3 protein-coding genes are annotated in these 3,583 nt (G+C 68.4%); all 3 read right to left on the reverse strand.

What is annotated here, in order from left to right:
* Positions 1-231: 231 nt before the first annotated feature.
* From ACIRYZ_RS46375 to ACIRYZ_RS46385, 3 genes are read right to left on the reverse strand one after another with little or no spacing between them, the layout of a single operon-like run.
* Positions 232-1,773 (reverse strand): hypothetical protein, encoded by a 1,542-nt coding sequence (locus ACIRYZ_RS46375; RefSeq protein WP_402955759.1) that lies wholly within the window; start codon positions 1,771-1,773, stop codon positions 232-234.
* Positions 1,770-2,105: a helix-turn-helix domain-containing protein gene (locus ACIRYZ_RS46380; RefSeq protein WP_402955762.1), complete on the reverse strand. Its 336-nt coding sequence runs from the start codon at positions 2,103-2,105 to the stop codon at positions 1,770-1,772. The genes ACIRYZ_RS46375 and ACIRYZ_RS46380 overlap by 4 nt, the downstream gene beginning before the upstream one ends.
* Entirely contained in the window at positions 2,102-3,226 is a 1,125-nt protein-coding gene (locus tag ACIRYZ_RS46385) for a tyrosine-type recombinase/integrase (RefSeq protein ID WP_402955765.1), read from the reverse strand. Before ACIRYZ_RS46385 ends, ACIRYZ_RS46380 begins: the two co-directional genes overlap by 4 nt.
* Positions 3,227-3,583 lie beyond the last annotated feature (357 nt).

A 3,583-nucleotide genomic window follows, 5' to 3' on the forward strand; every position in this document is an offset into this window, starting at 1 on the left:
CTACCTCACGCCACTCGAGATTCGGCGGCGGCACCGGCAAGGTCACACCCTCGCGGCGTAGACAGAGAGTGTCCAACCGCAGGGTGGAACTTCAGGTCCGCTGTCGCGGCTGGCGGCACGGCAGTGTGGATCTGGGGTGGACCCGGTTCTACGAGTCGCGCCAGGCAGCGCCGCTGGTTATGCGTGATGGCGTCGTCATCTGGCCGTCGTAGTACCGGTGGGCTCTCGTGTTCAGCGTTCGCCGGTCCCCCGAGGACTCCAGCCTGCTGGTGACCGAGTGTGATCGCCGGCGGCGTATCGGCTCCAGGTCCCACCGGTCTCTCTGAGGAGGCGGCTGGTGGTCTTGTCGTGGTAGCCGAGGGCGTCCGCGACGACGGGGGCGGGCAGTTCGAGGAGTTGCTGTCGGATGGCGGCGCCGCGGGCGGCGGCGACCGGGATGCCGATCTCGCGCAGGAGCGCGGAGAGGTGGTCTGGACGGGCTGGCTGGCCGGCCCGGCGGCCGGGGAAGAGCCAGCGGGATGCCTGGTTGGTGGCGGTGTTCATGTTGTCGCGGTCCGCGATGTAGGCCAGCAGCAGGGCTGCAACTGGTGCGGGGACGGGTGAGGCGGGCTCCCCGAGCCGTAGCAGCGTGCTCTCTCCGTCGTGGAGCACGTCGTCGACCGTCAACTGGACGATCCGGGTGAGGGGTTGCGCGTAGAGGAGGACGATGACAGCGGCGACACGGAGGCGCATCGGTGGGTCTGGGTCGGTCAGCAGTCGGCCGAGGGCGTCCAGGCGTTCGTCCTCGCTCAGGGCGGGTCGCCGGGAGGCTCTCTGCGCGGGGATGGAGAGGGCGCGTGGGCATCGGCGGCTCTGCATGGCCCAGTTGAGGAAGGGCCTCAGGCAGGTGCGGCGGTGTTCGGTGTTCTCGGCGAACCAGGCGTCGATGTCGAGCTGGCCGCAGGATGCGAGGGTGCTGTTCCGGGTGCTGAGCCACTGCAGGAAGGCCGTCGCGTGCTTGATCTGCTCGGCTGCGAAGCGGCGGACGCTCGGTGTGATCCGGCTTCGATTGGCTCGTTCCCGTAGTCGGGGAAGGACGTGCCAGGTCGCGAAGAGCTTGATCGTCTTGACGTGTTCAGGGTCTGCGATGCCGGCCAGGTGGCCGGGCAGCCATCGCTGGTAGGAGCAGATGTACTTGTTGACGGCGGGCAGGACTCCGCTGGTCATCAGGAGTTCTTCCAGATGGGCCGCCGCCCGCCAGGGCTGGAGTTCGTGGAAGGCGTCGTGGATCAGGGGGATGTGTCCGCGGGCGAGCCGCCGCAGCATCTGGGAGGCGTTTCCGGGATGGTTGCGGCGCATCGCCAGCCAGGCCAGGCCGCTCCTGGGCTCGCCCATAGCCACCAGCAGGTTGAACAAGGGTGTCAGCGCGGGCCGGACTCGGCCGGTGCCGTCGTCCAGGATGTCGGTCAGCCGGTCGGTGAGCGTGCAGCGTTCGCAGAGCCGACTGCCCAGCAGTTTGCCCTCGAAGCCGCAGCGCGAGCAGTCGAAGGTCTGGGAGAAGCCGGCGCAGGTCGTGCAGATCGCGGAGCCGTCGACGGGGTGACGCCCGGGGAGGGCGCGGTCCTGGCCGCATCCTGGGCACGTTCCTCGCGTTCGCACAGCGCGGTCCGAACAGGTCCGGCAGACATATCCGTCCGGCCAGGTGCCGGACTTGTGTCTGCGCCAGCCGCAGCGGCAGCACTCGGCCATGAACCAGCGTTCGTACTGCTCGTCGGTGGCGTAGGGGCGGCTCATGCGTCGGGCAGGATCCGGGCCGCGCGGGGCCGCAGCTTCGCGACGTTGTCGGGCGGGGTGGGCAGGTCGCCGGTGGCGGTCTTGCGGACGCCGGCGTTCTCGGCGGTGGTGGTCACCAGGTCGGCCGGGGTGCAGGAGAGGATGTCGCAGAGCGCGGACAGGACCTGCAGCGACAGCCGTTCCGGGGTTCCGGAGACCAGGCGGTGGACCTGGGAGGCGGACAGGTCGATGCCGCGTTCGCGCAGCAGCGGGACCAACTCGGTCGCGGTGAAGATGCGGTGTTGGGCCATCACCTCACGCAACCGCCAGGTGTAGCCGACCTTGCGCTTCATGCCTGCTTTCCATTCTGGGCCTGGAGGGCGGCGGCGACGGTGGCGTCCAGGTGCCGGCGCAGGGTGCGGGTGCGGAAGTCCGAGGAGACGCAGGTGTAGATGGACGTGGTGCTGGCGTGCTCGTGACCGACCTGTTCCTGGACGAAGCGGGGGTCCCAGCCGTCCTCGATGAGGTGGGTGACGTAGGACCTTCGGAAGGAGTGGTAGTCCAGACCGTCGTCCAGGCCCAGGGCCTTGCGGTAGGTGATGAAGCGGGAGTTGATGCGCTGGCAGCCGATCTGCATCCCGCGTTCGGACGGCCAGGCTGCCGGGTTGCCGTCGGCGCCCATCAACGGGCGGACCTCGGTGAACCACTCGTCCAGGACATCGGGGGTCCAGCCGAACACGGTCAGCACGCCGCGGCGCTTGGGCGGCGAGCCCTTCTTGGCTTTGCCGAACCGGACCTGGCAGCGGCCGAAGTCGCCGTACTCGGTGCCGTGCGGGTTGCGGCCGAAGTCGGCGGCGTCGAGCATCCGCGTCTCGTTGCGCCGCAGCCCGTAGGCGTAGGCGGTTTTGAACAGGGTGGCGTCACGGAACGCCGGCAGCCAGCCCTTGCGGCCGAAGGCCCTGATCCGGGCGACCTCGTCGTCGCAGTGCTCGAAGAACGCGTGCAGCTCGGCCTTGGTGAACGCCCGCTTCTTCGCGTCGGCCTCGTTGTCCTGGACGTGCACCGCGGTGTTCCACTCGTGCACGACCTGGACCGGGTGGGTGCCGAACCGCTCCTCGCACGTGGCCGCCCAGTCGTAGAGCGGGTCGGTGACGAAGTGGCAGAACGCCCGGACCGCCTCCGAGTAGGACCGGATCGTGGAACGGCGCAGATCCCTCAGTGAGCGCAGGTCACCGAGCCACTCGTCGACCATCGTCGGCGTCCAGTGCCACGGGTAGGTGTTCACGTACGCGGCGAACGCCTTGACCGTGTTCTCCCGGCCCTCCACCGTCGTTCGGGCCAGATTCCGCGCGAGCTGCTGGTTGGCGAACCCGGTCAGCATCGCGGTGAAGACCTGTTCCTCCGGCCGCAGCAGCGTGACTCCGTCCACCAGGTGCAGCCGTGCCGCACCTGGGATCGACCCGTTGAACCCCACCAGTCCACCACCCTCCGTCACTCGCGTCGTATGCGAGAAAACCGCATCTGATGCGAGTCGGCGGACAAACCGCAGGTCAGTCAGCCGGACGAGTGACACCGACTGGCGTGATCGTCACGTCCGTCGCTACCGTCACCATCAGAAGGCCTGGCTAACTTCCATGGTCAGCGTGCTGGTTAGCGTCGTTGCCCACGACGATTCGCGAACCGTCGCGAGTTCGCATCAGATGCAATTGGGGGCGCTTGGAACATCGGTACAGCGGTTACTGACCTCGGCGCTTCAAGGTGATGGCGGTGGGAGGTCGAGGGAGAGTCCGGCCCCGGTGAGGAAGCCGTCGAGGACGTCGGAGCGGTATTG

The sequence above is a fragment of the Kitasatospora sp. NPDC101155 genome, from assembly GCF_044768305.1.
Taxonomy (GTDB): Bacteria; Actinomycetota; Actinomycetes; order Streptomycetales; family Streptomycetaceae; genus Kitasatospora.

What these genes read in the sequence shown, in the direction of transcription:
- ACIRYZ_RS46375 (WP_402955759.1), bottom strand. Translation starts at nt 1,773, where the DNA reads ATGAGCCGCCCCTACGCCACCGACGAGCAGTACGAACGCTGGTTCATG.
- ACIRYZ_RS46380 (WP_402955762.1), bottom strand. Translation starts at nt 2,105, where the DNA reads ATGAAGCGCAAGGTCGGCTACACCTGGCGGTTGCGTGAGGTGATGGCC.